Origin of the sequence: Escherichia sp. WS1152 (genome assembly GCF_046487665.1) — a bacterium.
Classification (GTDB): Bacteria; Pseudomonadota; Gammaproteobacteria; order Enterobacterales; family Enterobacteriaceae; genus Escherichia; species Escherichia coli.
Genome location: NZ_JBJQJA010000018.1, coordinates 15,395 through 40,840 on the forward strand (window position 1 = coordinate 15,395; position 25,446 = coordinate 40,840).

27 protein-coding genes, 5 pseudogenes and 1 other annotated feature are annotated in these 25,446 nt (G+C 50.3%); of the genes and pseudogenes, 21 read left to right on the forward strand and 11 right to left on the reverse strand.

Going from position 1 to position 25,446, the window contains the following annotated elements; genetic code table 11:
• Window positions 1-26 precede the first annotated feature (26 nt).
• The 17 genes and pseudogenes from ACJHW7_RS20750 to ACJHW7_RS20830 all read left to right on the forward strand — a co-directional run.
• Window positions 27-233 (forward strand): annotated as a pseudogene (locus ACJHW7_RS20750) (IS21 family transposase); the annotation flags it as partial.
• 14 nt (window positions 234-247) lie between these two features.
• A pseudogene (locus ACJHW7_RS20755) lies at window positions 248-385 on the forward strand (AAA family ATPase); the annotation flags it as partial.
• Between the two features lie 1,130 nt (window positions 386-1,515).
• Window positions 1,516-2,667, forward strand: a complete 1,152-nt coding sequence (locus tag ACJHW7_RS20760; RefSeq protein WP_000514100.1) for a hypothetical protein — start codon at window positions 1,516-1,518, stop codon at window positions 2,665-2,667.
• An 83-nt stretch (window positions 2,668-2,750) separates the two neighbouring features.
• Window positions 2,751-3,623, forward strand: coding sequence for a GTPase family protein (locus ACJHW7_RS20765; protein WP_001069811.1), 873 nt, complete (start codon window positions 2,751-2,753; stop codon window positions 3,621-3,623).
• A 217-nt stretch (window positions 3,624-3,840) separates the two neighbouring features.
• On the forward strand, window positions 3,841-6,237 hold the full coding sequence (locus tag ACJHW7_RS20770; RefSeq protein WP_410233571.1) for a dynamin family protein: 2,397 nt from the start codon (window positions 3,841-3,843) through the stop codon (window positions 6,235-6,237).
• Window positions 6,234-7,139, forward strand: coding sequence for a diguanylate cyclase regulator RdcB family protein (locus ACJHW7_RS20775; protein ID WP_410233572.1), 906 nt, complete (start codon window positions 6,234-6,236; stop codon window positions 7,137-7,139). The genes ACJHW7_RS20770 and ACJHW7_RS20775 overlap by 4 nt, the downstream gene beginning before the upstream one ends.
• Complete coding sequence (locus tag ACJHW7_RS20780; protein ID WP_000102624.1) at window positions 7,136-8,206, forward strand: patatin-like phospholipase family protein; 1,071 nt, start codon at window positions 7,136-7,138, stop codon at window positions 8,204-8,206. Before ACJHW7_RS20775 ends, ACJHW7_RS20780 begins: the two co-directional genes overlap by 4 nt.
• A 135-nt stretch (window positions 8,207-8,341) precedes the next feature.
• Window positions 8,342-9,025, forward strand: coding sequence for a hypothetical protein (locus tag ACJHW7_RS20785; protein WP_001514307.1), 684 nt, complete (start codon window positions 8,342-8,344; stop codon window positions 9,023-9,025).
• Between the two features lie 15 nt (window positions 9,026-9,040).
• Complete coding sequence (locus ACJHW7_RS20790; RefSeq protein ID WP_000846713.1) at window positions 9,041-9,451, forward strand: hypothetical protein; 411 nt, start codon at window positions 9,041-9,043, stop codon at window positions 9,449-9,451.
• Between the two features lie 220 nt (window positions 9,452-9,671).
• A complete protein-coding gene (locus ACJHW7_RS20795; RefSeq protein ID WP_001234530.1) occupies window positions 9,672-10,493 on the forward strand; it encodes a DUF932 domain-containing protein in 822 nt (273 codons plus the stop codon).
• Between the two features lie 81 nt (window positions 10,494-10,574).
• Entirely contained in the window at window positions 10,575-11,054 is a 480-nt protein-coding gene (locus ACJHW7_RS20800; RefSeq protein ID WP_000860076.1) for an antirestriction protein, read from the forward strand.
• 15 nt (window positions 11,055-11,069) lie between these two features.
• The gene (locus ACJHW7_RS20805; protein ID WP_001186773.1) at window positions 11,070-11,546 is read left to right on the forward strand and encodes a RadC family protein; all 477 of its coding nucleotides are present in this window, start codon (window positions 11,070-11,072) and stop codon (window positions 11,544-11,546) included.
• A gap of 62 nt (window positions 11,547-11,608) precedes the next feature.
• Window positions 11,609-11,830 (forward strand): DUF987 domain-containing protein, encoded by a 222-nt coding sequence (locus tag ACJHW7_RS20810; protein ID WP_000692323.1) that lies wholly within the window; start codon window positions 11,609-11,611, stop codon window positions 11,828-11,830.
• A 73-nt stretch (window positions 11,831-11,903) separates the two neighbouring features.
• Window positions 11,904-12,272, forward strand: a complete 369-nt coding sequence (cbeA, locus tag ACJHW7_RS20815; protein ID WP_001285585.1) for a type IV toxin-antitoxin system cytoskeleton bundling-enhancing antitoxin CbeA — start codon at window positions 11,904-11,906, stop codon at window positions 12,270-12,272.
• Between the two features lie 88 nt (window positions 12,273-12,360).
• Window positions 12,361-12,734 (forward strand): annotated as a pseudogene (gene cbtA / locus ACJHW7_RS20820) (type IV toxin-antitoxin system cytoskeleton-binding toxin CbtA).
• Window positions 12,731-12,925, forward strand: coding sequence for a DUF5983 family protein (locus ACJHW7_RS20825; RefSeq protein ID WP_410233573.1), 195 nt, complete (start codon window positions 12,731-12,733; stop codon window positions 12,923-12,925). The pseudogene cbtA and the gene ACJHW7_RS20825 overlap by 4 nt, the downstream one beginning before the upstream one ends.
• A 33-nt stretch (window positions 12,926-12,958) precedes the next feature.
• A pseudogene (locus ACJHW7_RS20830) lies at window positions 12,959-13,051 on the forward strand (DUF957 domain-containing protein); the annotation flags it as partial.
• Between the two features lie 288 nt (window positions 13,052-13,339).
• Here the strand turns inward: ACJHW7_RS20830 and ACJHW7_RS20835 are convergent.
• A pseudogene (locus tag ACJHW7_RS20835) lies at window positions 13,340-13,477 on the reverse strand (transposase domain-containing protein); the annotation flags it as partial.
• Between the two features lie 62 nt (window positions 13,478-13,539).
• Between ACJHW7_RS20835 and ACJHW7_RS20840 the strand changes: the two are divergent.
• The gene (locus ACJHW7_RS20840; protein ID WP_001016348.1) at window positions 13,540-13,722 is read left to right on the forward strand and encodes a EutP/PduV family microcompartment system protein; all 183 of its coding nucleotides are present in this window, start codon (window positions 13,540-13,542) and stop codon (window positions 13,720-13,722) included.
• A 100-nt stretch (window positions 13,723-13,822) separates the two neighbouring features.
• Here ACJHW7_RS20840 and ACJHW7_RS20845 read toward each other — a convergent pair whose 3' ends face one another.
• The 4 genes from ACJHW7_RS20845 to dacD all read right to left on the reverse strand — a co-directional run bounded on the left by ACJHW7_RS20845 (window position 13,823) and on the right by dacD (window position 17,339).
• Window positions 13,823-14,152, reverse strand: coding sequence for a DUF496 family protein (locus tag ACJHW7_RS20845; RefSeq protein WP_000450409.1), 330 nt, complete (start codon window positions 14,150-14,152; stop codon window positions 13,823-13,825).
• Window positions 14,153-14,323: 171 nt separating this feature from the next.
• Window positions 14,324-15,382, reverse strand: a complete 1,059-nt coding sequence (locus ACJHW7_RS20850; protein ID WP_001200891.1) for an FUSC family protein — start codon at window positions 15,380-15,382, stop codon at window positions 14,324-14,326.
• Between the two features lie 198 nt (window positions 15,383-15,580).
• Window positions 15,581-16,054 carry a DNA gyrase inhibitor SbmC gene (gene sbmC, locus ACJHW7_RS20855; RefSeq protein ID WP_001105398.1) on the reverse strand — a complete coding sequence of 158 codons (474 nt, stop codon included), beginning with the start codon at window positions 16,052-16,054 and terminating at the stop codon, window positions 15,581-15,583.
• 118 nt (window positions 16,055-16,172) lie between these two features.
• Window positions 16,173-17,339 (reverse strand): serine-type D-Ala-D-Ala carboxypeptidase DacD, encoded by a 1,167-nt coding sequence (dacD, locus tag ACJHW7_RS20860; RefSeq protein WP_001514310.1) that lies wholly within the window; start codon window positions 17,337-17,339, stop codon window positions 16,173-16,175.
• A 208-nt stretch (window positions 17,340-17,547) separates the two neighbouring features.
• Between dacD and sbcB the strand changes: the two genes are divergently transcribed.
• The gene (gene sbcB / locus ACJHW7_RS20865) at window positions 17,548-18,975 is read left to right on the forward strand and encodes an exodeoxyribonuclease I (protein WP_000980593.1); all 1,428 of its coding nucleotides are present in this window, start codon (window positions 17,548-17,550) and stop codon (window positions 18,973-18,975) included.
• A 42-nt stretch (window positions 18,976-19,017) separates the two neighbouring features.
• Here the strand turns inward: sbcB and tsuB are convergent, their stop codons facing one another.
• From tsuB to ACJHW7_RS20895, 6 genes are all read right to left on the reverse strand, one after another.
• A complete protein-coding gene (gene tsuB / locus ACJHW7_RS20870; RefSeq protein ID WP_000985273.1) occupies window positions 19,018-19,245 on the reverse strand; it encodes a thiosulfate utilization sulfurtransferase TsuB/YeeD in 228 nt (75 codons plus the stop codon).
• A gap of 13 nt (window positions 19,246-19,258) precedes the next feature.
• Complete coding sequence (tsuA, locus tag ACJHW7_RS20875) at window positions 19,259-20,317, reverse strand: thiosulfate utilization transporter TsuA/YeeE (RefSeq protein ID WP_000492340.1); 1,059 nt, start codon at window positions 20,315-20,317, stop codon at window positions 19,259-19,261.
• A gap of 178 nt (window positions 20,318-20,495) precedes the next feature.
• The gene (gene plaP / locus ACJHW7_RS20880) at window positions 20,496-21,854 is read right to left on the reverse strand and encodes a putrescine/proton symporter PlaP (RefSeq protein ID WP_000019197.1); all 1,359 of its coding nucleotides are present in this window, start codon (window positions 21,852-21,854) and stop codon (window positions 20,496-20,498) included.
• Window positions 21,844-21,906 (reverse strand): membrane protein YoeI, encoded by a 63-nt coding sequence (gene yoeI, locus ACJHW7_RS20885; RefSeq protein WP_010723108.1) that lies wholly within the window; start codon window positions 21,904-21,906, stop codon window positions 21,844-21,846. The genes plaP and yoeI overlap by 11 nt, the downstream gene beginning before the upstream one ends.
• A 214-nt stretch (window positions 21,907-22,120) precedes the next feature.
• A complete protein-coding gene (locus ACJHW7_RS20890) occupies window positions 22,121-23,050 on the reverse strand; it encodes a LysR substrate-binding domain-containing protein (RefSeq protein WP_000803351.1) in 930 nt (309 codons plus the stop codon).
• Between the two features lie 45 nt (window positions 23,051-23,095).
• Entirely contained in the window at window positions 23,096-23,920 is an 825-nt protein-coding gene (locus tag ACJHW7_RS20895; protein ID WP_000754737.1) for an SDR family oxidoreductase, read from the reverse strand.
• 426 nt (window positions 23,921-24,346) lie between these two features.
• On the opposite strand from ACJHW7_RS20895, the gene hisL reads away from it, so the two are divergent.
• Complete coding sequence (hisL, locus tag ACJHW7_RS20900; protein WP_001364200.1) at window positions 24,347-24,397, forward strand: his operon leader peptide; 51 nt, start codon at window positions 24,347-24,349, stop codon at window positions 24,395-24,397.
• Window positions 24,373-24,496, forward strand: a sequence feature (His leader region). It overlaps the preceding gene by 25 nt.
• Before the next feature lie 46 nt (window positions 24,497-24,542).
• On the forward strand, window positions 24,543-25,442 hold the full coding sequence (gene hisG / locus ACJHW7_RS20905) for an ATP phosphoribosyltransferase (RefSeq protein WP_000131782.1): 900 nt from the start codon (window positions 24,543-24,545) through the stop codon (window positions 25,440-25,442).
• Window positions 25,443-25,446 lie beyond the last annotated feature (4 nt).

Here is a 25,446-nt window from a genome sequence, read left to right on the forward strand (position 1 = left end):
CGGGACCAGACGGTACTCAGACGACGCTTACAGAGAATGTCCGGAATGACGAGGTTATCTTTGCGGAGATTAAGGCAATGGTATACGGGCCGACGTTCCATGCCGCGTTACTACATTCAGCCCGGACGTAAAATGCGCCCGTCAAAAAGAACGGTTCGCTTCGAAACTCAGCCAGGATACCACCTCTCCGCCACACCCGGGAAGAAGTTGATATGGTGGTTGCCGGACAACAGCGCTCCTGGATTGACTGCTGCATCACTCAACCACGCTGAATATCAAAGGAGAGCGTTACCGGTTAAAAGAGAAACGTAAAGCTGTGGTGATGACCCAAAACGCAACGCCTGTCAGTGAGGATGAAATGGTGAAAAGCGGACAGCATCAGTAACGGAAGTATCTTAGCGGGTACGAAAATGGCAGGATCGTGACATTGACAGAATATCTCCTGATCATCCTGAATGACTGCAGTTGCTGTAGAAAAGTAAGCTGTCTCCACCCACGGCACCACTTAACAGGCATTCCGTAACTTCCCCCAGACTTACTATGACGCATTATCGGTGCACTGAAAACGGGAGAGTGCGCTTAAAACCGCAGACCGCATGCGGGTGTTACTGCATGACAGTCTGGCCGTATTGTGAGATGTCGGCAGGAACCGATGTCCGCGCAGGGGGGAACTTCCTGCAGTACCTGACGCTTCAAATGGTATTAACCGTAGGGTGTTGTTGGTTCCGGATCGCGGAAATGGGAGCACAGGTCTGCTACGGGGTGTACCTCTGACAGTATATCCGGCTCGCTCATCTGACAGCCTCTCTCCCGGAAAAGACCAAAAATGAGATCGTCTCCTCAACAGCAGAGAAGAGGTCTTGACAGACAGGCTATATTGCATACGATTTATGAAGAAAAAGACAGCAAATATGGAGGTTATAGCGGAGAATACCCTACGAAATTCCTATGAAAAACGATTGAAAAAAATATCAAATTCGATTCGTTTTTATATGCTTTTTGGGAGCGTGGCGATGACGAACTGTTGCATGTGCAGAGGAGAATGCACCCGGAAGCACCAGAATCATCCAGAAAGGCAGAACGATTACGCATCAAACCAGGAGACAGCAATATCAAGGTAATATACTGATTTAAAATGAATTTACAGCAATACGTGAAAACATTTTTTACTTAAAGGAGACAGATGCGCTGAAGAGAGTGCAAGTATTTTTATATAAAAATGAGAAGTTTACGGGATGTATATCCGGCACACTATGACCGGAGAATATCAGTCAAGCTTAAAAAGACAATAAATACAGTGAGTTAAATACACAGAGAAAACGTAGTATCAGAGGGTACATCTTACAACAGAGACTGAATTTCCGGTTTTTCATAACCGGCGCATTCCGGAAAGTGCAGGCGGCCCGGAGGTTTTCTGACGCCACTACCTGGTAGATTGTTCTGTACATCATGTACGGAGGTTTTTGTTTGCTTTTTTAAAATCTGCAAATGTGAGAAAAGCAGGTGAGGTGTATTGTGGGAAAGGAACTGGATGATATCTGCACCAGCTGTCCGTATATCGATGCTGTAAAACGGCACAAACAACAGCTCGGTGCCATAGAGGAATATACACAGTGGTTAAAAAAAGAACCACGGGCATCTTATTTTTTTCTGTTCCAGCTGTATACCCGCATTCACAATACATTTTTCTCCCAAAAGCAACAACTCCCGTTCACTCCCGGTGGCACTCACTGCCCGGAACCTGATGTCACCCTTCGGGACTTAACGCTTTCCCCTGGCTACCACAGTGATTATGCCCCTCAACCCATTCCGGAGATGGACAGTTCTGCTGTTGTTCCCCCAACTAATGAAAACACCTCGCCTCCGGAAGATACTCCCGACAACACTCCGGCCGGAGGCAATACCGGACAAGCGGAAAAGACCAGAAACGCAGGACTCACACCCATTCCTGAAAAACGTTCAGGAATGCCCCCGGAACATCTGCGGTTTGCCACGGGGTTTCCATCGCAACCGAAGATTGCCGGTCCCAGAGAAAAGCCGATGCGCACCGTGCATCCGGATAAAATCTACCGTGAAATTATATGGTTCTGCTCCAGTTACCTGCTGAAATCCGGACCAGAGGCTACGAGGACGATTATCAACTCAGTATTCTCTGAATGGGCCAGCATAAACAATGATTACCCCTCCCCCTTTTCGTGGGTGGACAGCAGGGACAGTGAACAGTGTGACTGGTTATGGAACGCCATGCAGGTCCGGTGTGTGGGAACCCCGCTGAATCCCCTTACCCCGGAGCAGAAATACTGGTTTGCCTGCGCCACGTTTGATAACTGGGAGGGCTGGAATGAGCAACAGGTACAGTTTTTACTGGAAAGTAATCCCAGACGGAACAGAGCGAAGTTTACGCAGGTCTCCTTCCAGGCCCCCAGGATTCAGCATAAAGCGATTCTTCTTGATGAGCTGAAAAGTGCCCGGGAGCAACAAAAAAGGCGTGATGAACGTGCTGATGGTTCCGTCCCTCTGAAACTGTCCGGAAAAATCCACAAACAGCTTGAAAGTATTGCCCGAAGTCGTGGTGTCCTCCCAAAAAAACTGCTGAATGAAATGATTGAGCAGGCGTACCATGATTTGGTGGCAACCAGGCAGAACAGCCAAATCGATTCCAGATAATTTCAGACAGATATTATTTCCGTGAATCCCCCGCCACCTTTCCGGTGCGCGGGGTTTTGTCTTTTTTCACCGGGAATACATGTATGAATCCGTCTGATGCCATTGAGGCAATTGAAAAACCGCTCTCCTCCCTGCCTTACTCACTTTCCCGTCACATCCTGGAACATCTGCGCAAACTCACCAGTCACGAACCCGTGCCTGGCATTATGGGTAAAAGCGGGGCCGGTAAATCCTCACTCTGTAATGCGCTGTTTCAGGGGGAGGTCACCCCGGTCAGTGATGTTCACGCCGGCCCCCGGGAAGTGCAGCGCTTCCGTCTGAATGGCCATGGTCACAGCATGGTTATCACTGACCTGCCCGGGGTGGGCGAGAGCCGGGACAGGGATGCAGAGTATGAAGCCCTGTACCGTGACATTCTGCTCGAACTGGACCTGGTACTGTGGCTGATTAAAGCCGATGACCGTGCCCTGTCTGTGGATGAGTATTTCTGGCGACACATCCTGCACCGGGGACATCAGCGGGTACTGTTTGTGGTGATGCAGGCCGATAAAACGGAGCCCTGCCATGAATGGGATATGGCCGGTATTCAGCCTTCTCCCGCACAGGCACAGAACATTCGCGAAAAAACGGAGGCGGTATTCCGTCTGTTCCGGCCCGTACATCGGGTTGTTGCCGTATCGGCCCGCACCGGCTGGGAACTGGATACGCTGGTCAGTGCGCTCATGACAGCACTTCCCGACCATGCCGCCAGTCCCCTGATGACCCGCCTGCAGGACGAGCTGCGCACGGAGTCTGTCCGGTCTCAGGCCCGTGAACAGTTTACCGGTGCGGTGGACCGGATATTTGACACGGCGGAGAGCGTCTGCATTGCCTCTGTTGCACGCACGGTTCTGCGCGCCGTCCGTGACTCGGTGGTCTCTGTTGCCCGCGCGGTATGGAACTGGATTTTCTTCTGAACCCGGTGGTGATGTACCAGGCTGTTGTTACAGATTTTTAACTCCATGAAAACACTATGCAAACGCAGCCATACCCGGGTTGTCCCCTTGCGTTGTGTTTCTCAAGTTAATAGAATACATCGATCGTTACTATCATATCGATCGTTATAAACGATCGTTTGTAGTAAATGACCTCCTCCGTGGTTGTCATGAAAATGCGTCTTAGGAAGGTTAAATAATGCACGAAAAGAACATCGCCCTGCTTTGTGATGAAGCCGACCGACTTTTGCAACTGAACATTAATCTGCTCCGGCAAATGGTTGAGGAGCCAGATGTGTTATCTGACAGTAAGAACGAAAACAGACTGCTTTTTGATAAACAGAAAGCACTGAAAAGAATTGAGGAGCTGGAGGGCGAACAAATCAAAACCGCCCGCAGGGAGATGGTGCTGGCTGTTGTCGGCACGATGAAAGCAGGCAAATCAACCACCATCAACGCCATTGTGGGGCAGGAAATTCTGCCTAACCGTAACCGCCCCATGACCTCTGTACCGACGCTCATCCGCCACGTTCCCGGAAAAACTGAGCCGGTTCTCCATCTGGAACATATTCAGCCTGTCCGCAATTTATTAATCACACTGCAGGAAAAACTCGCCACCCCGGCAGGACAGCAGGTCGCACAGACCCTGCAGCAAACCGGGGATACCCGCGAACTGCTGGATATTCTGACGGATGATGGCTGGCTCAAAAATGAATACCACGGGGAGGAGGAAATCTTTACCGGACTGGCATCGTTAAACGATCTGGTTCGTCTTGCTGCGGCAATGGGGACTGAATTTCCTTTTGATGAATACGCAGAAGTGCAGAAACTGCCGGTGATCGACGTGGAATTCAGCCATCTGGTGGGGATGGATGCATGCCAGGGAACACTCACACTGCTGGATACCCCCGGCCCTAATGAGGCCGGACAACCGCAGATGGAAGTGATGATGCGGGATCAACTGCAGAAAGCCTCTGCGGTTCTGGCTGTGATGGATTACACCCAGATGAACTCAAAAGCGGATGAAGACGTCCGTAAAGAGCTTAATGCCATTGCTGACGTATCAGCCGGCCGCCTGTTTGTACTGGTCAATAAATTTGATGAGAAAGACCGCAATGGCGATGGGGCAGATGCCGTACGCCAGAAAGTTCCGGCAATGCTGAACAGCGATGTGCTGCCCGCCTCCCGCGTTTATCCCGGATCCTCACGCCAGGCATACCTGGCTAACCGTGCGCTTCATGAGTTACGGAAAAACGGAACCCTTCCTGTTGATGAAGCCTGGGTCGATGATTTTATCAGAGGTGCCTTCGGTTGCATGAAAAAAGAATACGTCTGTAAAGACAGTGAACTGGCAACTGAAGGGGCGACAGACCTGTGGGAAGGCTCACTTATCGATCAACTGATAACGGAAGTCATACAGAGCTCACATTCCAGAGCTGCGGCACTGGCGGTTGACTCTGCCGCCGCAAAACTGATGCAGAATGCAGAAAATATCAGTGAATACCTGTTGTTACGCCATCAGGGGCTACAGCAAAGCATTCAGTCACTGCAGGCGCATATCACCAGCCTGCTTGCGGATATCCGGGAAATCGCGGACTGTCAGGAGCAGATGACCACTGATGTCAGAATGGCCATGGAGGAGATCGATACTAAAACCCGGGAATTACTGACGGGGGTCTGCACCTCACTGGAAGAGGAGCTGAATGACTATTTCAGAAGCGGTAAACGCAAAGAACAGCAAATGCTGGAGGAAGAAGACGCAGAACAACGAAGGTCTCAGTCCGGATTATGGGGGAAAATTTCTCAATGGTCCGGTATCAACAACCAGGGCCGGGAGGATTACAGGAAACGAGATTTTGCCCCGGACAGCCCCGAAATAAAATTCAGTGATCGCAGGGAAGCCCTTGAACTGATGACGCAAATCGAATCGACCGTGACCAGCCTGCACCGTGAGGCTGAAGCACAGTTCCGGCCTGAGCTGGAGAAAATCGTCAGCGGGATTGAAACAGGTTTTCGTGGCACGGCCCTGTACGCCACAGAAAACATTGCCGGTCGCATCAATGCCCGCCTGGAGGATGAGGGCTTTACCGTAAAAATCAGTTTTCCGGCAGTCAGCCAGTTACAGACCCGGCTCGCGGTAAAAATAAATCTGAGTGCGCTTATGGAGGAAAGAACGGAGACCGTCACCCGTCGCCGTCGGCAGAGTGGCGTATGGGGAACCGTTTGTCGATGGTTTGGCACCAGTGACCTGGGCTGGGAAAACTATGACGAGGATGTGAGTCGCAGCGTGATCAATATCAACAAGGTCAGAGAGGAAGTTATGTCACTGACCCGGGCATATTTCGGGGAGCTGCAGGCATCCATTGAGCAGGATATTAACCAGCCCGTCCGCCAGGAAATCGATGCCTTTTTCTGCGCATTCAGGGAGAAAGTTGAACAACTGCGTAACACGCTGATTCAGAGCTCTGAAGATCATAAACGCGATCAGCAGGCGCAGGAACGGCTTACCGGGCGACTTCAGGCATTAAATGAAAGGGTTCCTGAGCTCATTACTGACAGTAAGGCGCTGAGGGAAGAGCTGGAGACAATGCTGTGACTTCACCATTTATTCAACAAATTGCTGATAACCGGGTATGTCAGGTACTCACCTGTCTTCCTGAAAAATTTGTGGTTGATTTCGCAAACGGAATCGATGTTGCACAGGAGCATATCCGCACGGCCGGAGAGCGCACGTTCTTCCGGCGTTTAAAAGAGGGGCTGACCGGCGAAGGCGCTGCACGGCAGAATGCCATCAATGCGTCGCTTGCACAGGGCGTTGAGGCGTCCCTGCGCTGGCTGACGGAGATGACAACGTCACTTGCCACCACAAACTACGCGATTACCCGGGTAAACGACAGGGTCAGTTCACTGGTCAGTGATACTGCCAGGCTGGCGCATTATTCCGCAGATACGCGGGAGCAGTTACTCACCCTGGCCGATCAGGTTCACCAGAAACTGAATCATCTTGAAGAAAAACTCCACCGTGTTGACCAGGTTCAGCGGGCACAGTTACATCTTGAGCAGATATTCTCATGGTGGAGTGCCGGGCGATATGCGTCCTTTTCCCCTGCCGGACGCTGCTATGTGGCGCTTGAAGAGCTTCGATGGGGCGCGTTTGGTGATGTGATACGTCAGGGCGAAACAGGGCAGGTTAACCAGCTACTGGATATTCTCAGACATAAAGCATTAACGCAGATGGCACAGGAGAGTGGCGGTAGTGCAACCGTGCGTCTGAACACTCTGGACTGGCTTGGTGGTCAGGTCCGGGAGCAGGCAGATAACGAGTGGCATGACGCGATTAACTGGCTGGGGGACTGGTGCAGTGAAGAGCGGCATCCGGTGATCTGGTCAACCACGCAGGCTGCAGAACACTTACCGGTTCGTATGCCCCGTCTCTGCTCTGCAGAGCGCCTCTCTGAAAGTATGGTTGATGAAATATTTCAGAAGGGGGCGGCATGAGTACAGAAATGAAAACGGGGCTGGTGCTGTCCGGTGGCGGGGCGGTGGGCGCTTATCAGGCAGGTGTGGTTAAGGCTCTGGCAGAGTGCGGCGCACAGATCAGTATGGTCTCAGGAGTCAGTATCGGGGCTCTCAATGGTGCCATTATCGCGGCCTCTCCCGATCTGTCAGAAGCCGCCGCACGCCTGGAGGCGCTCTGGAAGTATCTGGGAGAGAATCAGGTTCTGTCGGTAAACCGATCGGTTTACTTTTCATTGCTGAAAAAATTGTTCCAGGCAATGAACCTCTGCCAGATCCCCGGACGTGCAGGAGTACTGCTTACGACGCTTCTTCGCCATATATCGACAATCAACGGGTTCGAAAATCCGATGGCTCAGCCGTTGTTGTCAGATGGACCCCTGACAGGGCTGATGGATCATTATCTTGATACTGATGCTCTGTCAGACGGGCTACCGTTGTATGTGTCGCTGTACCCCACGGAAGGGGGAGTGCAGGATATTATCGACTGCATTCGTGCTGAACTGGGTGCCGGAACTACAAAAAACTCCGTTTTTCAGCATATCCAGAGCCTGCCCCGCGGGCAGCAGAAAGAAGCCTTACTGGCGTCAGCAGCACTGCCCCTGCTGTTCCGTCCCCGTGAGGTACAGGGAAAAATGTACGGTGATGGTGGTATGGGCGGATGGCAAAATATGCAGGGGAATACCCCTGTGACGCCACTGGTGGATGCCGGATGCAATATGGTGATTGTGTCGCATCTGAGTGACGGTTCTTTATGGGATCGCCGGGCTTTTCCGGACACCACAATCCTTGAAATCCGTCCCCGGAAAAAGCTGAAACAAACAGGGGAAGAAGGCAAAAGTGGCGGTCTGCTCAGTTTTACATCGGCACATACCGACACCTGGCGTCAGCAGGGCTATGAAGACACGATGCTGACGATGGAGCATATCCGGAAACCGCTGGCAGCACGTCAGGCACTGACCCGGTCAGAGGCGGTATTGCAGAAAAGCCTGGATATAACGGAAGAGGCAGATTTGGCACTGAGAAACGCGATGGCCCGGATTAAATAAAGACGCCCCAAAGAAACGCCACCGCCTGTGGTGGTGTTTTTCCTGTCTGGTGTTATTGAAAATATTTTCAGATATATATTACCTGAGAGAAAGTTTTACCCCTCACCTGTCAATTCACTCACTGGAAATTTAATTATGAAATTACCTGTAAAGTTATTAATGAGCCTTATATCTCTGGTCAGCGTTATTGCACGTGCCGGGGAATATAAAAATTACAGCCGGGATGAAATAAAATACTGGCGATATACATCATACAAGTGGGGGAAACTTCCGGAAGGTTTCACTGATGAGAAATTTTCCAGCGCCATTTACAACGGAAGAATATTTACAATGAAACGTTTACATACCCTGATGTTATTTCTGGCGGTTCTGTTCACGGGCTTTAACTTTAACGCAGAAGCGGCTACCGTGAAACAAGCACTTAGCTGTAACCCGGAAGCCTGGGCTGAACAACCTGGAGTGTGTCCATCAACGTACGAGTTGTACGAAGGTGACGCTACCTACAAAGCTGCTATCGACAAAGCATTAAAACCGGTTGGACTGAGTGGTATGTTCGGTAAAGGCGGGTATATGGATGGCCCTGGTGGTGGTATCACGCCAGTAAATATTAACGGTACAGTCTGGCTCCAGGGTGACGGTTGCAAAGCCCACACTTGTGGCTGGGACTTTATCGTAACACTCTATAACCCAAAAACCCATGAAGTCGTTGGCTACCGTTACTTTGGTTTAGATGACCCGGCCTACCTGGTTTGGTTCGGCGAAATTGGCGTGCATGAATTCGCGTATCTGGTGAAAAACTACGTAGCTACGGTTAACTAATTTAAGGAGTCTATCATGAAAACGTTTATCAAAACTTTACTCGTTGCTGTAACTATTCTGTTCTCTGTCTTCGCTACTGCGAAACAAGTAAAACTGCCAAATAACATCAAATACGTTAATACTACAGAAGCGTTTTCCTGTACCGAAATTGACGGTATGAATTGCCAGACAAAGAATCAGTTCAACTATAAAGATAACAGCTATGTTTTCGTGCTTGAACGTGGTGGTGCCTGGTGCTACGACTACACTGTCTCGGTAGTTAACCTGAAAACCGGGAAAGCACAAATGATTGAATACGGGGACAATCAACTGTGCTCAGGTAGCAACAAACCGTTCTTCGAAATCAAAAATGGCGTACCGACGGTAGGAGTCATCGACACATCCGGAAAACCTGTCGTTGTAGCCCAGGACAAACTTAAAATCTAAGGAGTAAACCATGCGTTTCTCTGCACATTATTAATATCAAAGGTAAATACAGCCCCAGCCATTGTTACCGGAAAGCCGCTTAATGCGTGGCTCGCCAGTGAAAGGCCTCTCAGACAATAAACCTTATTCATTTCACCCGTCAGGCCGCGTCTTCTCCGGGAGACGCGGCTTTTTTCATTTATTGCACCAGTAAATCTTAACCACCGATAAGGAGCAAAGTATGCGATTAGCCAGTCGTTTTGGTTATGCTGCAAACCAGATACGCCGTGACCGTCCGCTGACACATGAAGAACTGATACGCCATGTACCCAGTATTTTTGGGGAAGACCGGCACACCTCCCGCAGTGAACGGTATGCGTACATTCCCACCATTACCGTCCTGGAAAATCTGCAGCGGGAAGGCTTTCAGCCGTTCTTCGCCTGCCAGACCCGTGTGCGCGACCCGGGCCGCCGGGGATACACAAAACACATGCTGCGTCTGCGGCGGGCCGGAGAGATAAACGGAGAACATGTCCCTGAAATTATTCTGCTCAACTCTCATGACGGTACCTCCAGCTACCAGATGCTGCCGGGTTACTTCAGGTTCGTCTGCCAGAACGGGTGCGTCTGTGGCCAGTCTCTGGGGGAAGTGCGTGTTCCACACCGGGGAAATGTAGTGGAGAAAGTTATCGAAGGGGCTTACGAGGTGGTGGGCGTGTTTGACCGGATAGAGGAGAAGCGTGATGCCATGCAGTCGCTGGTCCTGCCGCCACCGGCACGCCAGGCGCTGGCACAGGCGGCACTGACTTACCGTTATGGTGACGAACATCAGCCCGTCACCACCGCCGACATTCTGACGCCGCGACGCCGGGAGGATTACGGTAAGGACCTGTGGAGCGCATATCAGACCATCCAGGAGAATATGCTGAAAGGCGGGATTTCCGGTCGCAGTGCAAAAGGAAAACGTATCCATACCCGGGCCATTCACAGCATTGATACCGACATTAAGCTCAATCGCGCATTGTGGGTGATGGCAGAAACGATGCTGGAGAGCCTGCGCTGATGCCGTTTCCCTGAGTGAGGGAATCATTCAGCTTTCGTTCCTGAAAAACACACATTTATTTGTTATTTAAGGAGTTATCTCATGAAAACCGTTTCTCAGAATACCCCCACAATTTATTCAGCTACAACACCAGAGAATAATCCGCCTCAGTTGGTTGCCAGCCTCGTCCCTGATGAACAGCGCATCAGCTTCTGGCCGCAGCATTTTGGCCTCATTCCACAGTGGGTGACCCTGGAGCCCCGTGTCTTCGGCTGGATGGACCGTCTGTGCGAAGACTACTGCGGTGGTATCTGGAATCTGTACACCCTGAACAACGGCGGGGCATTTATGGCACCCGAACCGGATGACGATGATGACGAAACATGGGTACTGTTCAATGCCATGAACGGTAACCGCGCAGAAATGAGCCCGGAAGCCGCCGGTATTGCCGCCTGTCTGATGACGTACAGTCATCATGCCTGTCGTACGGAGAATTATGCCATGACGGTCCATTATTACCGGTTGCGGGATTACGCCCTGCAGCATCCGGAATGCAGCGCCATTATGCGCATCATCGACTGAATGGAGAGAAGCACAATGCAACAACTTTCCTTTCTGCCCGGAGAGATGACGCCCGGCGAGCGCAGCCTCATTCAGCGGGCCCTGAAAACCCTGGACCGCCATCTTCATGAACCCGGCGTGGCCTTCACCTCCACCCGTGCAGCACGGGAATGGCTGATTCTGAACATGGCGGGACTGGAGCGTGAAGAATTCCGGGTGCTGTATCTGAACAACCAGAATCAGCTGATTGCCGGTGAAACCCTCTTCACCGGCACCATCAACCGCACGGAAGTCCATCCCCGGGAAGTGATTAAACGCGCCCTGTACCACAATGCCGCTGCCGTGGTACTGGCACACAATCACCCGTCCGGTGAAGTCACACCCAGTAAGGCAGACCGGCTTATCACCGAACGTCTGGTACAGGCACTGGGCCTGGTGGATATCCGGGTGCCGGACCATCTGATAGTCGGTGGCAACCAGGTTTTCTCCTTTGCCGAACATGGTCTGCTTTAACCCTTCACAACCACATCACACCTGTTTTCACTTTTATCTTCTGTCTTCAGAGGTATCCCATTATGAAAATTATCACCCGTGGTGAAGCCATGCGTATTCACCAACAACATCCGACATCCCGTCTTTTTCCGTTCTGTACCGGTAAATACCGCTGGCACGGCAGTGCTGAAGCGTATACCGGTCGTGAAGTGCAGGATATTCCCGGTGTGCTGGCCGTGTTTGCTGAACGCCGTAAGGACAGTTTTGGTCCGTATGTCCGGCTGATGAGCGTCACCCTGAACTGAGTGGGAATTCTGATGAGCAGAATTATCGCCACTACCGGACCATTCTTAGCCGATTTTCTGTAAGGATTTTATCGTGTCAGACACACTCCCCGGGACAACACTTCCCGACGACAATCACGACCGCCCCTGGTGGGGGCTGCCCTGCACCGTGACGCCCTGTTTCGGGGCACGTCTGGTGCAGGAGGGTAACCGGTTGCATTACCTTGCCGACCGCGCCGGTATCAGAGGCCTGTTCAGCGATGCAGATGCGTACCACCTGGACCAGGCCTTTCCGCTGCTGATGAAACAACTGGAACTCATGCTCACCAGCGGTGAACTGAATCCCCGCCATCAGCATACCGTCACGCTGTATGCAAAAGGGCTGACCTGCAAAGCCGATACCCTCAGCAGTTGTGGTTACGTTTATCTGGCTGTTTATCCGACGCCCGAAATGAAAAATTAACTCTCCAGAATAGCCTTCTGCTACGGCCTGGTGTTTTCACCACGCCACTTTTCCATTTTTATATCTGCATATCAGGAAAATCTTCAGTATGAAAACATTACCTGTATTACCCGGGCAGGCGGCCAGTTCTCGCCCGTCTCCTGTTGAAATCTGGCAGATACTGCTGTCCCGACTGCTGGACCAGCACTATGGCCTCACACTGAATGACACACCTTTTGCCGATGAACGTGTGATTGAGCAGCATATTGAGGCAGGCATTTCACTGTGTGATGCGGTGAACTTTCTCGTGGAAAAATACGCGCTGGTGCTACCGACCAGCCGGGATTCAGCGCCTGTACCCGCTCTCAGTTAATAAACAGCATCGATATCCTCCGGGCTCGCAGGGCGACCGGCCTGATGACCCGCGACAATTACAGAACGGTAAATAACATTACCCTGGGTAAGTATCCGGAGGCGAAATGATGATACTGGAAGCCGACAGCGTTAACGTACAGGCGCTGGATATGGGGCACATTGTCGTTGACATTGATGGTGTTAATATCACTGAACTGATTAATAAGGCCGCTGAAAACGGTTATTCACTCCGCGTGGTGGATGACCGTGACTCTACCGAAACACCGGCAACTTATGCCAGCCCTCACCAGTTGCTGTAAGACAATGCAGTGATGCAGGGTATAGTGCCATTAACCACAGAAACAGCACTGTTGTCCTGTATTAAGCAGGCAAGAGAAGATGTCCTTACCCTGCGCCATCTGCAGCTTCTGCACCAGAACCGGTGAATCTCACTCAACAGGCTTCATTTCCCCTGACGCCAGCCTGAATACAGCTGGCGTTTTCATTTATAAACAGAAAGGAAAACCGATAATAATGGAATGGACGCCCCGACCATGAAGCAACGGTAGGATATTACTGATAAACCTTCCAGTGGAGGTGCGTTATGGCCGTTTTAACGATTAGCATTGACCTGACAAAAAATGAATTCCAAATCCACGGTCTGGGTAGGAACAGAAAAATCTAAGCTCAGAAAACGGATTAAAGTAAGCGTCAACGGAGCACCGTATTGACGCTTATTTATTGGTGAGAACTACGTTCCATGGCAGGAGTTCGTCAACACGGTTGGAGGGCCATTCCGGCAGTATGCTCAGAATATGGCGCAGATACGCTTCCGGATCGATACCGTTCAGACGGCAGGTGCCTGCTTTTCCGGCAACAAGCAGGAATCTCAGTGCTGAAGCAGGAATTAGAGGTAAAAACGCCCTACCGGGCCATGAATCACCCGGTCATTGGAGTAGTAACCAAAGCAGATTTAGCCAGCATGGAACAAATATCTTTGGTGAAAAGTTGGTTACGGGAAGCTGGAGCGCACAACGTGTTAGTAACCAGTGCAGTTAATAACAATGGAGTTACAGAACTTTTTGCCTTGCTGCATACAGAAGAAGGCTGTTGTTAATTTCGATTGGTTCTCAGATGAGAATGATGACGGTGATACACAGATAAGAATCAATGAGCAATGAGGGTTGCCGGGCAACCCTCATTGAATAAAACGGGAATTACTTCGCTTCGCCGTTTTTCATTTCGCCCATAGCTTTCAGCTTTTTGGAGATATCGCGGCGTTCTTTGGAGAGCTCGGCATTTTTGATGATGTAATCGTCAACGCGATCTTCATAGTCACCTTTCATGCTGGCGATGATGCCCTGGATTGCTTCAACGCTCATCCCAGGCTTGATGTAATCGCTCAGGTTGTCCAGCAGCAGGACGCGCTTCTGGTTGTCACGGATCTTTTTCTCAACGTCCTGAATTTCACGTTGCAGTTTGTTCTTACGACGGAACAGACGAACAAATTCCAGTACGTCCTGGAATGAAGGCTTGGTAGTTTCCATTTTTATACCCCTGATAATGTGAGAGTCGGATTCGTTTAAGCAACCGCTATTCGTTAGGGCCAACATTACTCATAGCTGCCGCAGATGACAATGCTTTTATCCCTTTTCACTATCATACCCTTTATCCTTGCTGAATCGAAGCAGCAGCAAGATGATTCTGAAGTTCAGGAATTATTTGCGCAAGGCCCGGCAAATCAGATTCGATAGCAACTCAAGCTGATGTGCCGTTTCCATGTTCAGCCACACATAACCATAGATTGGTGTTTCCACAACCTTCAGGTCATGGTGGTTATTGAGCAACTGACGCAGCTCTTCCACAGCATCGTTCAATTTTTCCGTATTGGCAAAAACCGGCTGCGGATTACCTTCGTACAACGCATGAACAAGGCTCAGCAGTATTTGCTGCATCATGTGCTGGGTATCACGAAGTTTTTGCGCGTTCAATAACACGAAATGGCTGGGGCGCGTGGCCCAGTACGCATTGATTTGCAACTCCAGCATACAAACCAGATTGCGGTTAATGGTCTGGATACCTTCATATATCGATTTTGGAATACGGGTTTCTTTGCTGGCGGGCGCAATCAGCCCACGCATTTTCACGGCATCGGTCAGGAGTTTTTGTAGATGGCTTTCCAGACGTGGGCGTTCGAGTAAGTTCGGTGAGAATGCAGATTGATAGACCCGATTATACTCGGTCAGACTTTTCGCCAGTTGAATGCGCCAGTGGATGAACGCCCGTTGTGGCCAGATACCGGTAAACAACATTGCCAGTAAAGAGCCGAGGATCACATCGCCGCTTCGCCATAACGCCGTATCAATTTCACCTGTCGGGGAACCAACAACAATTGCCAGCGTCACCCCAATCAATAATCCTTGATACGGTTTCTTGCCCAGCGCCAGCCAACCGCAAAGAAACATAGCCGCCGCGCACCAGACTAACATCAGCGGTAACGAGATTAACTCCAGTTGCAGAGCGATAAGACCTAATATCGAACCCAACACCGTACCGCCAATACGTTCGAAGGCGCGAGGGACAACGTTACCCCAGAACGAGATTGGCCCCATAATCACCACCATGGTGACCAGCGGCCAGGTACTTTCCGGGATAGTAAACAGGCGGATAATGAGAAAAGTGAGCAGGAATGCCAGCGCGACCCGAGTACCATGCACAATGCGGTAATGGCGGTATACCCGGATTTCAAACGGGCTTAATGACTTATCGGCACGCACGCAGAAACTCCGTAATGAAGATTAAAAGCGCTCATAACTCATCTGTCGGCCAGAAGGCGCGCCTCTGAATTATCCGACGGACAAACCGGGAACAGTGTAATTTCCCGGCAGGAGCGAAAAATTTGAAAGGCGCATCTTACTCTTTTCGCTTTCAAAAAAAAGAGTGGTCATCGCGTTAACACACCGCCCTGAGATGAATTAGTGATGTTTTGGCTGCACCGCAACATACATTTCGATATCCCAGTACCCATCTTCCGCGCCATTGTTCAAATAAACCTCGAAGCAGGGCTTTGGTAACATTTCATAAGCACTGTCCTGCAAGAGGCTATTAAAGAACTGATACCAGGGTTTAGCAAAATCATCACCGACTACACGAGCCACCGCAACCGCATACTGACCACCTGAAATTTCTGTCAGAATGACGCCCTCACTGTTTTCGGGGAGCGTAAAGTTATTCGGTACCGTCACGACGGTGTCGCAGCGTAATTTTTCGGCGGGTGTTTCATCTGGATTGTCGTAATAGACAGCAACCCACTCCTTCGGCACAATATTTTGGCTATCTACCCACATCATCAACTGCTCAAAACCTTTCTTTACCGTCTGTTCCCACGGGCCAACGAGATGGAAACCTGCAACGGTACGTTTATCTTCCTGCTTAATCTCGTAGTTCATGACGCCTCCATTAATACTGTTTTTATATACAGTATAGTTGCAATATTAAAACCACAAGGAATGAGTGTTGATTATGCGAGCAGACTCGCACTCCTGCCAGTCTGCTGCAAAAGAAAGGTCAGGCCTTATGGTGGAAATAATCACTCAGGCGAGAAAACATGCTGCCTTCCCCGACAGATTCCAGGGTAACCAGCGGCCAGTGCGCCACCTGTTTATCACGGTCGTAAAGTTCAATTTCCCCTACCCGCTGATGGGCGCTAATTGGCGCGGTGAGTTCTTTACCATCAAGGGTATATTTGGCTTTGATATGTGGAATTTCGGCTTTCGGTAGCACCATCCAGAACTCTTGTTCCGTTCCCAGGGCGATATTTTCTTTATCGCCATACCAGATGCGTTCCGTACCGACCTTTTTCCCACGGTGCAAAATTTGCACCGTAGTAAAGTTTTGTTGCCCCCAACGCAGTAATTTTCTTGCCTCTTCCTCACGACCTTTTGCGCTGTCAGCACCCATTACCACTGCAATGAGACGACGCTGCCCATCTACAGCCGAAGCAATGAGATTAAACCCGGCACCAGAAGTATGACCCGTTTTCAGGCCGTCAACATTCATGGTTTTATCCCACAATAACCCGTTACGGTTTTGCTGGGTGATACCGTTCCAGGTGAGGCTTTTCTCACTGTACATATGATAAAACTCGGGCTCGCCGTGGATGATAGCACGAGAAAGCACAGCTAAATCATAAGCCGAGCTATGCTGACCTGGCGCATCCAGGCCATGCACTGTTTCAAAATGCGTATCCTTGAGATGCAGCTTCTCGGCATAGTTGTTCATCATTTCAACAAACTGCCGTTGCCCACCGGCAATATAGTCAGCCAGAGCAACACAAGCGTCATTTCCGGAATCAACAATTAAACCACGGCTTAAATCACGTACCGATACGCGATCGCCCTCTTTCAAAAACATCAGTGAAGAACCGACAAACACCGGATTATCTTTCGCCCACGCATCGCGCCCCACGGTGACAATATCGTCTGGCGTAATGCGATGACTATCGATAGCGCGATCCACGACATAGCCCGTCATCAGCTTTGTCAGGCTGGCGGGATTGCGCTGTTGATGCTCATTACCCGCGGTGAGAATCTGACCGGTGGTGTAATCCATCAGTACCCAGGACCCGGCTTGAATCTGTGGAGGCTGAGGTGAAAAAGGAATGTTTTCCGCCGCAAAACCAGACGATAAGTTAAAAACGAACAAAGAAGCAGCAATAATAAGACGGCGTTTCAACAGCAAACCCTCAGGAGTTTCAAATAGCTGTTCTTTTTACGGAAATACTTATGAACTGGCTGGAATAAAGTGCAAGAAAATGTGACTACTCTCTCATTTTTATCTGACATGATCTGTTGCCACTCGCTGTCAAATTGTCGCGCTAAAGCTGATTAGCACGGTGATATTTGATACTCTGGCAGACAGCAGAAATAACGGATTTAACCTAATGATGAATGACGGTAAGCAACAATCTACCTTTTTGTTTCACGATTACGAAACCTTTGGCACGCACCCCGCGTTAGATCGCCCTGCACAGTTCGCAGCCATTCGCACCGATAGCGAATTCAATGTCATCGGCGAACCCGAAGTCTTTTACTGCAAGCCCGCGGATGACTATTTACCCCAGCCTGGAGCAGTATTAATTACCGGTATTACCCCGCAGGAAGCACGGGCGAAAGGAGAAAACGAAGCCGCGTTTGCCGCCCGTATTCACTCGCTTTTTACCGTACCGAAGACCTGTATTCTGGGCTACAACAATGTGCGTTTCGACGACGAAGTCACACGCAACGTTTTTTATCGTAATTTCTACGATCCTTACGCCTGGAGCTGGCAGCATGATAACTCGCGCTGGGATTTACTGGATGTTATGCGTGCCTGTTATGCCCTGCGCCCGGAAGGAATACACTGGCCTGAAAATGATGACGGTCTACCGAGCTTTCGCCTTGAGCATTTAACCAAAGCGAATGGTATTGAACATAGCAACGCCCACGATGCGATGGCTGATGTGTACGCCACTATTGCGATGGCAAAGCTGGTAAAAACGCGTCAGCCACGCCTGTTTGATTATCTCTTTACCCATCGTAATAAACACAAACTGATGGCGTTGATCGATGTTCCGCAGATGAAACCCCTGGTGCACGTTTCCGGAATGTTTGGAGCATGGCGCGGCAATACCAGCTGGGTGGCACCGCTGGCGTGGCATCCTGAAAATCGCAATGCCGTAATTATGGTGGATTTGGCAGGAGACATTTCGCCATTACTGGAACTGGATAGCGACACATTGCGCGAGCGTTTATATACCGCAAAAACCGATCTTGGCGATAACGCCGCCGTTCCGGTTAAGCTGGTGCATATCAATAAATGTCCGGTGCTGGCCCAGGCGAATACGCTACGCCCGGAAGATGCCGACCGACTGGGAATTAATCGTCAGCATTGCCTCGATAACCTGAAAATTCTGCGTGAAAATCCGCAAGTGCGCGAAAAAGTGGTGGCGATATTCGCGGAAGCCGAACCGTTTACGCCTTCAGATAACGTGGATGCACAGCTTTATAACGGCTTTTTCAGTGACGCCGATCGTGCAGCAATGAAAATTGTGCTGGAAACCGAGCCGCGTAATTTACCGGCACTGGATATCACTTTTGTCGATAAACGGATTGAAAAGCTGTTGTTCAATTATCGGGCGCGCAACTTCCCGGGGACGCTGGATTATGCCGAGCAGCAACGCTGGCTGGAGCACCGCCGCCAGGTCTTCACGCCAGAGTTTTTACAGGGTTATGCAGATGAATTGCAGATGCTGGCACAACAATATGCCGATGACAAAGAGAAAGTGGCGCTGTTAAAAGCGCTTTGGCAGTACGCGGAAGAGATCGTCTAATTTGAAGCCTCCGCCGCTGGTACGGCGGAGGACAATGTTGAGTCAGGCTTTTTGAACGGTGATGCTCCACGCTGCATCGCCAATCTGCTGATAATCGGTGATGGCATGTCCTTCTTCTGCCGCCCACTGTGGGATTGCTTCAGTTGCCTGGGTGCAATCAAACTCAATTACCAACTCATCGCCGCTGGCCATTTCTGCCAGTGCTGCTTTTGCTTCTATGAGTGGAAACGGACAGACCTGCGTCACCACATCCAGCTTTTTAATTGCCATCTTTACACCTTACTTAATTTGCCGCAGCAGTTGCCAGTCGCGCCTTACGCTGCGGTCGAACATACACAAGCCAGGACGCAGTCCAGACTCCGAGAATCATAAATACAAGGCCAATCCAGCCCTGCCAGGTCATCATTGCAGTCATAACCAGTCCATTACCGATAGAGCAACCACCTGCAATACTGGCACCGAAGCCCATCAGTACACCACCTAACCCGCTACGTAATGTTGTTTGTGCATCAGCTGCGCGAACGCGGAACTCACGGCTCGCTTTGGCTGCAATAAATGACCCCACGAAGATCCCTAACACCAGGAAAACGCCCCAGTTAATGTATTTCACGTCACCCGCGACCAGAAATTGCAGAATATTGGCCGTTGGGGAAGTGATTCCTAACCCAAACATGCGTCCGGTTGCTTCACTCAGGGGCCAGGCTAAAAGCGCAATCAAACCGATGAGTACAGCAGTGACAAAGGGATGCCAGCGTTTTTCAAACAGAATATGAGCGATCCCGGTTCGGCGCGGCGGTAAGGTCGCGACTTTGAGTTTTGGCTTCTTCAACTCTTTCATCACCACCCAGAGCGTTATCACCAGCAAAACGGCAACCAACGGCCACACAGACAAATTAAAAGTCTCAGCAATAGAGTTATGTTCAGTACTGTAGTGCTGCAAGGTTTGATTTAAACCACTGGCATGTGGAGAACGCATCACCGCACTCATCACCATATAAGTGAAAAGCGCGATCCAACTGCCGATCAATCCCTCACCCGCGCGATACCAGGTCCCGGTGGCACATCCACCCGCCAGAACAATTCCCAGCCCGAAGATATACCCACCTATAACAGTACCAAGCCACGGGAACGCCCCGGCTTCGTAAGTCAGTAGGCCCGCCTGAATTAACGCAAAAACCCCCACGCTTTGTACCGAAATTGCAATCAGCAAGGCGTAAAACATGCGATTATTTTTCACGATATACATATCGCGAAAACCACCTGTCAGGCAAAAACGCCCACGCTGCATGACAAATCCCAGCAGAGCACCACAAATTAGCCCGCTTAATATCATTGAAAACATAAATTAATTAACCAGATGAATGTTAATAGGGAAATTATTCATGACTGGTGGAATGCAGACCAATAACCAAATTCTCTAAATTAGAACAAATGGTTATTAATGAGGATGTCGATAAAAAAGAATAAAAAAACCGGAGCCAAATATTCATTCGACTCCGGTTTATTATTACAAAAGATGATTACGCTACGTCTTCGTACTGCGGAACCGGGTTACGGAAACTCTTGGTGACGCAAGCCAGGTAAATCAGACCGATAGCCGCCCAGATCAGACCCAGAACCATTGAGCTTTCTTCCAGGTTAACCCACAGCGCACCAACGGTCAGCGCACCACACATCGGCAGGAACAGATACTGGAAGTGATCTTTCAGCGTCTTATTACGCTTCTCACGGATCCAGAACTGCGAGATGACCGACAGGTTAACGAAGGTGAACGCCACCAACGCACCAAAGTTAATCAGCGCTGTAGCCATTACCAGGTCGAAGTTGATTGCCAGCAGGGCAATCGCGCCAACCAGGATGATGTTCATCGCCGGAGTACGCCATTTCGGGTGTACATAACCGAAGAAGCTTTTCGGGAATACGCCGTCACGACCCATTACGTACATCAGACGCGCTACGCCTGCATGCGCCGCCATACCGGACGCCAGTACGGTAATGGTGGAGAAGATCAGCGCGCCAACCTGGAACGCTTTACCCGCAACGTACAGCATGATTTCAGGCTGTGACGCATCCGGATCTTTAAAGCGAGAGATATCCGGGAAGTACAGCTGCAGGAAGTAAGTTGCAAAGATGAAGATCATGCCGCCAATCAGCGCGGTCAGGAAAATCGCACGCGGGATCACGCGCTCTGCATCTTTGGTTTCTTCCGACAGGTTGCTGATGCCGTCAAAGCCGGTAAAGGAGAAGCACAGGATTGTCGCCCCGGTAATCATCGGGATAACATGCGCATCGCCAGACCAGAACGGACGAGTGCTCGCCAGCGTACCAGCGCCTTCACCTTCAAATACGCCATAAACAACCATGCCCAGAATCACCGCGATCAGCACTACCTGCAACACGACGATTACAGTGTTGAAGTTCGCTACGGATTTCAGACTACGCAGGTTAAAGGCGGTCATAAAGGCCACCAGCGCCACCACAAACATCCACGATGGGATGGAAGGCACTAGAGCTTCAAAATAGATTTTCGCCAGCAGAATGTTGATCATCGGCGCGAACAGATAGTCGAGCAGAGAAGACCAACCCACCATAAAGCCGACAGTCGGGCTAATGGATTTCTGGGCGTAAGTGTATGCAGAGCCAGCAGAAGGATAGCGGCGAACCAGCTTCCCGTAGCTCAGAGCCGTAAACAGGATCGCAATCAATGCGAACGCATAGGCTGTCGGCACATGACCATCCGTGAGGCCTGAAACGATACCAAAAGTATCAAACAGCGTCATCGGCTGCATATAGGCAAGACCCATCATTACAACCGGAACTAACGTAAGCGTTTTACGCAATTCCACGCGAGAGGTGTTTGGAGTAACGTTATGCGACATGGTCATTCTCCTTTACGGTGATAACCGTCGCGTAAGCAAAAAATTGCCCCATTTTTTTGGATTCCTCAGCGACAACAACTGTCGATTTTTAGTAAATATCTATCCGGTACGAAGCCCGGCCTCTTGGTATGAATGATTGGTTTGAAGCAAAAAATAACCGACGCTGATGAAACGTCGGTTTTTAGTCATTTTTTGACAGCGGCGCATTGTGCCTAAATGGGGGGGAAATGACAAGAGAATGAGAGGCTTGTCATAATAATTTTTCTTTAAATGGCTGATTTTCCGTCATCAGATTTTGCATAAACACCGGCGATCGCACTATTTGCTAAAATTTCATCCCGCCACCAGCCGCTGGCAAGCCCTGCGGTCTGTTCATTCCAGCCAATCCAGACGGGTTCAAAGAGAGTTTGGGCGACCACTTTCTTCTCGATTAACGCGCCACTATCGAGAAACCGTTGCGCCAGATAACGGGGTAAATAGCCGCAGCCGAGGCCGCTAATTTGCAGCTCCAGCTTGGTTTTAAAATCGAAAACGGTAATGGCTTCTTGTTCGTCGAGAAGTTGTGAGGCCGTAGAAGCGCCTGCCTGCGCAGTATCCCCCACCACAATCGCCCGATATCGCTTAATAATACGACGATTTAACGGCTCTTCTTCCAGGGCTAACGGATGATGAGGCGCGACCGCAAAGACTTGTTCCAGATCGCCCAACCGTGAAAAACCAAACTCACTGGAAGATGGTGGCTCATGCATCGCGCCAACAATAATATCCGCTCGCCCCTGAGTCAGGGCATCCCAGGAACCACCGAGTACGCCATTGATAAACTTCAGGCGCGTCACGCTATGATGTTGATAAAAAGCTTCAATCAGTGGCGCAAGCAGAGAAAAAGGAAACGTGTCGTCCACGCCAATAACCAGCTCGTTTTCCCAGCCTTCATGCAGTTTGATCGCCTGCTTTTCCAGTTCTCGCACGGTATGCAGAACTTCCCGCCCTTTCTCTAATAACATTTTTCCGGTACGGGTGAATTTAGCGCGGTGACCGCTACGATCAAGCAATTGAATATTAAGGTCGCTTTCCAGCTTGTGAACGGTGTAACTCAGAGCGGACGGCGTCTTATAGAGTTTGGCCGACGCCGCCGCAAAACTGCCTTCTTTTTCTAAGGCATCGAGGATCATCAACACATCCAGCAGTGGTTTCATACACGCCCCCTTGCAGTGCATGCGGCGTCCTGCTGGCGTGATCGTTTACTCCAGCGGCATTACCAGCGGATCGGGATACTGGTATTCAAATCCCAGTTCATTACAAATCCGACTGCCATCAATAATCTTACCTTTGCCGCTGTCCAGACTATTTCTGAACTGCGGAGGCTCCAGCCCCAGTAAACGGGCCATCTGCGGATAGAAAACATTACGCGCAGGGTGAGCTGGCGCACATATATTATAGATGTGTCCGCCTTTAGGTGCCTGTAACAACAGAGTGATAGCGCCAATAACATCTTCTAAATGGACTAAATTAACACCATGTTCACCATCAGGCGCGGTTTTTCCGGCAAAGAAGCGTCCGGGATGACGTCCCGGTCCGACCAGCCCCGCAAGACGCAGAATATCGACCGAAGTACCAGGTAAATTGTGCAGCCAGTCTTCGAGTTCTTCTAATACTCGTCCACTATTGGTTACCGGATTACGCGGGGTAGTTTCTTTGACCGTGCCTTGCGCGTCGCCATAGACAGATGTTGAGCTGGTAAAAATAATTCGGGGAATACGATGGGCCAGCGCGCTATCCACTAACTCTTGTACCGCTTGTAAATAGAACTCATCGCCGGGGCCGCTACGACGTGCCGGAAGCGTAATGACCAGCGCATCGGCATCCATCAGGGCATCCAGATCGTCAGAATCGCAAACTAGCTCAGGCTCCATGCGAAGCAGATAGCTATCAATGCCACTCATTCGGGCCGCTTCGACACCATCTTGTGTGGTTTTACTCCCGGTGACTTGCCAGCCTCGCGCTGAAAGTGACATCGCCAGCGGCATGCCTAACCACCCTAACCCGACAATTGCGACCTTTTTCATCCGTTATCTCCTGATACACCTTAGATCTATAAGGCTACGCTAGCGTATCAAAACTGACAATTCATTCTATGAATGAAATCGAAACTGTTAGCAAATATACAATTGCCTGATGCGCTCCGCTTATCAGTCCTACAAAAACATCAATATATTGAATTTAGGCAACATTTGTAGACCTGATAAGGCATTCACGCCGCATCCGGCAGGAACAAAGCCCACTTTAGTTACAGAACACAATGTTCTTGAGGGTTTTAAAGACATATTTTCACGATTACTTTTCTAACGTAGTCATTCCAGGCCCCCTCCTTTCCCCGCTCATTCATTAAACAAATCCATTGCCATAAAATATATAAAAAAGCCCTTGCTTTCTAACGTGAAAGTGGTTTAGGTTAAAAGACATCAGTTGAATAAACATTCACAGAGACTTTTATGACACGCGTTCAATTTAAACACCACCATCATCACCATCATCCTGACTAGTCTTTCAGGCGATGTGTGCTGGAAGACATTCAGATCTTCCAGTGGTGCATGAACGCATGAGAAAGCCCCCGGAAGATCACCTTCCGGGGGCTTTTTTATTGCGCGGTTGCTAACGGTTCAGACAGGTTTAAAGAGGAATAAGAAAATGACAGACAACACTCGTTTACGCATAGCTATGCAGAAATCCGGCCGTTTAAGTGATGACTCACGTGAATTGCTGGCGCGCTGTGGCATTAAAATCAATCTTCACACCCAGCGCCTGATCGCGATGGCAGAAAACATGCCGATTGATATTCTGCGCGTGCGTGACGACGACATTCCCGGTCTGGTAATGGACGGCGTGGTTGACCTCGGGATTATCGGCGAAAACGTGCTGGAAGAAGAGCTGCTTAACCGCCGCGCCCAGGGTGAAGATCCACGCTACTTTACCCTGCGTCGTCTGGATTTCGGCGGCTGCCGTCTTTCGCTGGCAACGCCGGTTGATGAAGCCTGGGATGGCCCGCTCTCCTTAAACGGTAAACGTATCGCCACCTCTTATCCTCACCTGCTCAAGCGTTATCTCGACCAGAAAGGCATCTCTTTTAAATCCTGCTTACTGAACGGTTCTGTTGAAGTCGCCCCGCGTGCCGGACTGGCGGATGCGATTTGCGATCTGGTTTCCACCGGTGCCACGCTGGAAGCAAACGGCCTGCGCGAAGTCGAAGTTATCTACCGCTCGAAAGCCTGCCTGATCCAGCGCGATGGCGAAATGGAAGAATCCAAACAGCAACTGATCGACAAACTGCTGACCCGTATTCAGGGTGTGATCCAGGCGCGCGAATCAAAATACATCATGATGCACGCACCGACCGAACGTCTGGATGAAGTCATCGCCCTGCTGCCAGGTGCCGAACGCCCAACCATTCTGCCGCTGGCGGGTGACCAACAGCGTGTAGCGATGCACATGGTCAGTAGCGAAACCCTGTTCTGGGAAACGATGGAAAAACTGAAAGCGCTGGGTGCCAGTTCAATCCTGGTCCTGCCGATTGAGAAGATGATGGAGTGATCGC

Excerpts from the sequence above, each read along its gene's own strand:
- tsuA (WP_000492340.1), bottom strand. The coding sequence starts at position 20,317 with ATGTTTTCAATGATATTAAGCGGGCTAATTTGTGGTGCTCTGCTGGGA.
- ACJHW7_RS20810 (WP_000692323.1), top strand. The coding sequence starts at position 11,609 with ATGAAAATTATCACCCGTGGTGAAGCCATGCGTATTCACCAACAACAT.
- ACJHW7_RS20845 (WP_000450409.1), bottom strand. The coding sequence starts at position 14,152 with ATGGAAACTACCAAGCCTTCATTCCAGGACGTACTGGAATTTGTTCGT.
- ACJHW7_RS20840 (WP_001016348.1), top strand. The coding sequence starts at position 13,540 with ATGAATCACCCGGTCATTGGAGTAGTAACCAAAGCAGATTTAGCCAGC.
- tsuB (WP_000985273.1), bottom strand. The coding sequence starts at position 19,245 with ATGGCAATTAAAAAGCTGGATGTGGTGACGCAGGTCTGTCCGTTTCCA.
- ACJHW7_RS20800 (WP_000860076.1), top strand. The coding sequence starts at position 10,575 with ATGAAAACCGTTTCTCAGAATACCCCCACAATTTATTCAGCTACAACA.
- sbcB (WP_000980593.1), top strand. The coding sequence starts at position 17,548 with ATGATGAATGACGGTAAGCAACAATCTACCTTTTTGTTTCACGATTAC.
- ACJHW7_RS20825 (WP_410233573.1), top strand. The coding sequence starts at position 12,731 with ATGATGATACTGGAAGCCGACAGCGTTAACGTACAGGCGCTGGATATG.
- ACJHW7_RS20795 (WP_001234530.1), top strand. The coding sequence starts at position 9,672 with ATGCGATTAGCCAGTCGTTTTGGTTATGCTGCAAACCAGATACGCCGT.
- ACJHW7_RS20780 (WP_000102624.1), top strand. The coding sequence starts at position 7,136 with ATGAGTACAGAAATGAAAACGGGGCTGGTGCTGTCCGGTGGCGGGGCG.
- ACJHW7_RS20765 (WP_001069811.1), top strand. The coding sequence starts at position 2,751 with ATGAATCCGTCTGATGCCATTGAGGCAATTGAAAAACCGCTCTCCTCC.
- ACJHW7_RS20790 (WP_000846713.1), top strand. The coding sequence starts at position 9,041 with ATGAAAACGTTTATCAAAACTTTACTCGTTGCTGTAACTATTCTGTTC.
- ACJHW7_RS20895 (WP_000754737.1), bottom strand. The coding sequence starts at position 23,920 with ATGAAAAAGGTCGCAATTGTCGGGTTAGGGTGGTTAGGCATGCCGCTG.
- ACJHW7_RS20770 (WP_410233571.1), top strand. The coding sequence starts at position 3,841 with ATGCACGAAAAGAACATCGCCCTGCTTTGTGATGAAGCCGACCGACTT.
- ACJHW7_RS20785 (WP_001514307.1), top strand. The coding sequence starts at position 8,342 with ATGAAATTACCTGTAAAGTTATTAATGAGCCTTATATCTCTGGTCAGC.
- ACJHW7_RS20805 (WP_001186773.1), top strand. The coding sequence starts at position 11,070 with ATGCAACAACTTTCCTTTCTGCCCGGAGAGATGACGCCCGGCGAGCGC.
- ACJHW7_RS20890 (WP_000803351.1), bottom strand. The coding sequence starts at position 23,050 with ATGAAACCACTGCTGGATGTGTTGATGATCCTCGATGCCTTAGAAAAA.
- plaP (WP_000019197.1), bottom strand. The coding sequence starts at position 21,854 with ATGTCGCATAACGTTACTCCAAACACCTCTCGCGTGGAATTGCGTAAA.
- sbmC (WP_001105398.1), bottom strand. The coding sequence starts at position 16,054 with ATGAACTACGAGATTAAGCAGGAAGATAAACGTACCGTTGCAGGTTTC.
- hisG (WP_000131782.1), top strand. The coding sequence starts at position 24,543 with ATGACAGACAACACTCGTTTACGCATAGCTATGCAGAAATCCGGCCGT.